The organism is Cryobacterium sp. PH31-AA6, assembly GCF_030063195.1.
GTDB lineage: Bacteria > Actinomycetota > Actinomycetes > Actinomycetales > Microbacteriaceae > Cryobacterium.
This window is the reverse complement of sequence record NZ_JASISS010000054.1, coordinates 1-2,796: the sequence shown is the minus strand read 5'-3', so window position 1 is coordinate 2,796 and position 2,796 is coordinate 1. Positions and strand designations below refer to the sequence as shown.

Sequence of the window (2,796 nt, the reverse complement as noted above, 5' to 3'; positions counted from 1 at the left end):
GGTTGTAAACGACGTCATGAGACGGGTGTAAACAACGTGGCGACATCGTGTGTAAACAACGTGATGAGAGAGGTTGTAAACAAGGTGATGAGAACGTGTGTAAACAACCTCATGCGATTACACATCCGGCGAGTTGGTAGCAAGTTTCCGGGAACACGGTAGCGCTGGCCGGCGGCGCTCTGCTCTGCTGTGGAAGGACGACGCATTCGGCGTTGTCCTTTCATTGTTAAGGGCGGGTTCATGGCGGACTATCGGAAAATCTTGGGGCTGTTGCTGGAGGGGCGCAGTTACCGCGAAGTCGTCGAAATTGCGGGGTGCTCGCATCGCGACGTGGCCCGGGTTCGGCAGGAGGTCCAGGACCGGGGTCTGACCTCGATGGTCGCGATCACCGACCTTGATCTCGCGAAGTGGTTCCCGGACGGGCGCCGGAAGGTCTCGGAGGAGTACGTCCAGCCCGACCTGGCGCGGGTGCTGGCGTCGATGAAAGCGAACCGGCACTTCACTTTGCTGTTGGCCTGGCGCCGATACGTCGACGCCAAAGACGCGGGCAAGAAGTACGGGTACTCGCAGTTCTGCGCCCTGTTCACCGACTACCTCCGCAGCCACGATCTGGTGGCGGTACTCCGCCATGAGCCGGGACGGGTGATGCTGGTGGACTGGGCCGGCGACACGATGGACGTCGTCGACACCATCACCGGCGAGGTGGTCCGGGCAATCTTGTTCGTCGCAGTGCTGCCATTTTCGGGGCTGATGTTCTGCCGCGCCTACGCGGACATGAAGTCCCCGGCCTGGCTCGACGCCCACGTTCAAGCGTTCGCGTTCTTCGGCGGCGTGACGCAGATCATCGTGCCGGACAACCCGACGACCTCCACGCACCAAACCCATAAAGGTGATGCGGAGCGCGTCGTCAACGCGAGATATCAGCAACTCGCCGACCATTACCAGACTGCAATTGTCCCGGCCAGAGTCAAAAAACCCCGCGATAAGGCATCAGCCGAGAACGCGGTGAACGTGGTCAACAAGCGCGTCATCGGCTACCTCGAGGACGACGTCTTCACGACGCTGAGCGAGTTGAATGCGGCGATCGATGAGCGGGTGCGGGAGATCAACCATGATATTCGCCGCGCCGACGACACGACCCGGTGGGAACGCTTCGACTCCGAGGAACGGGGGCTGCTCGGCCCGTTGCCTGATGCCGGGTTCGAGGACGTCTCCTGGAAGGAGCTCAAGGCCGGCCGCAACTACCACGTCACCGCCGACACGCAACGGTATTCGGTGCCGTTCGCTCTGGCGGGCAAGCTGCTGCGGGTGAGGCTGACGTCGTCCCGGGTGACGGTCTTCGATGGGCAGGACATGCTCTGCGAACACCCGCGGTTGACGGGCCGAAAGGGCCAGTACTCGACCCTGCCCGAGCACGTTCCGCCGCAGCATCGCAACATCGACGGGCTGTGGTCCAGGCGGTGGTTCACTGACCGGGCCCGCAGCGTTGGGCCGGCAACAGTCACGGTGATCGAGCAGATCCTCGACGCACAGCCAATCGAGGCGCAAGGTTACCTGGCCTGCCAGAACATCCTTGACGGGCTCGGGAGAAACAACCGGGAACGGCTGGAAGCGGCCTGCCAGGAGCTCGTGAACCGCAGCGCCCATCCGACCTACTCGACACTGAAACGCTTGATGGCGGCGATCGACAGCGACGGGAAGAAACCTCGGCCCAGGGTCCCGGCGGCCTCGACGCGCAAACGCATCAGCACCGTCGTTTTCCGCGACACCATGCCAGACGTCTATGTTCGCGACGCCTCCCACTACGCACGCGACGAGGAGGGCAAGTGATGTTCACCAGCATCGATTACGACAAATTCCGGGCCCTGCGAGTCACCCACGTCGCGACCCGGCTGGAAGAGCTCATCCAGGACGAGGACAACGACACCCTCACCCCCGAGCAGCTGTTTCTCACCGCCGTCGACGACGCATTGGAGTCCCGACGCATCAACAAAGTCGACAAACTCATCCGCCAGGCTGCATTCCCGATCCCGGGCGCGACCGTTGCCGAGGTCGACTACCGCGACGGGCGCGGAATCACTCCGGTTCGAATGCGCCGATATGCCGCCCACGACTGGCGCACCGATCCGACAAACCTGCTCATCATCTCGCCCACCGGCGGCGGGAAAACCTACCTCGCCTGCGCGCTGGCCATCGGCGCCTGCCAGAGCGAACACTCCGTGCTCTACTTCCGGATGGACGACCTGGCACGCCGGCTCGTCATCGCCCGCGGCGACGGCATCGCCCACCAGAAGCTGTTGAACGAGCTCTCCAACATCGACCTGCTCATCATCGATGACTTCCTCACCGTCGGCATCGACAGCGACGCCGCCAGCGACCTGTTCGCGATCCTCGCAAACCGAGAACACCGGCTGCCCACAATGATCGCCTCCCAGACCGGGCCGGCGCACTGGGTTGCCGAGCTGCCCGACCGGGTCGCGGCGGACTCCATCGTGAACCGCCTCGCCAACAACGCCCGAATCATCAACCTCGGCCAGATCGACATGCGCAGGCACCGCAACGACCAAGTCCGCGCCCACGAGACCTACTGGGAATAACGCCGCGGAGGCCCCGGGCGACCCGCCCGGGGCCGCTACCACCTCGCCAGAACTGCGCTACCACCTGCTTGGATGTGCTGTCTCAACTCTTTGTTTACAACCTGTCTCATGACTTTGTTGACACCATGTCTCAGCACCTTGTTTACGGGATCTCTCACGACCTTGATTACAGGTCCGGTGGCGGCGGAACCTCGGCGGC

2 protein-coding genes are annotated in these 2,796 nt (G+C 63.1%); both read left to right on the top strand.

Annotation, left to right across the window (positions count from 1 at the left end; translation table 11 throughout):
- Nucleotides 1-240: 240 nt before the first annotated feature.
- The gene (gene istA / locus QMG61_RS17295) at nucleotides 241-1,830 is read left to right on the top strand and encodes an IS21 family transposase (RefSeq protein ID WP_283495576.1); all 1,590 of its coding nucleotides are present in this window, start codon (nucleotides 241-243) and stop codon (nucleotides 1,828-1,830) included.
- A complete protein-coding gene (locus QMG61_RS17290) occupies nucleotides 1,830-2,597 on the top strand; it encodes an ATP-binding protein (RefSeq protein WP_283495575.1) in 768 nt (255 codons plus the stop codon). The genes istA and QMG61_RS17290 overlap by 1 nt, the downstream gene beginning before the upstream one ends.
- Nucleotides 2,598-2,796 lie beyond the last annotated feature (199 nt).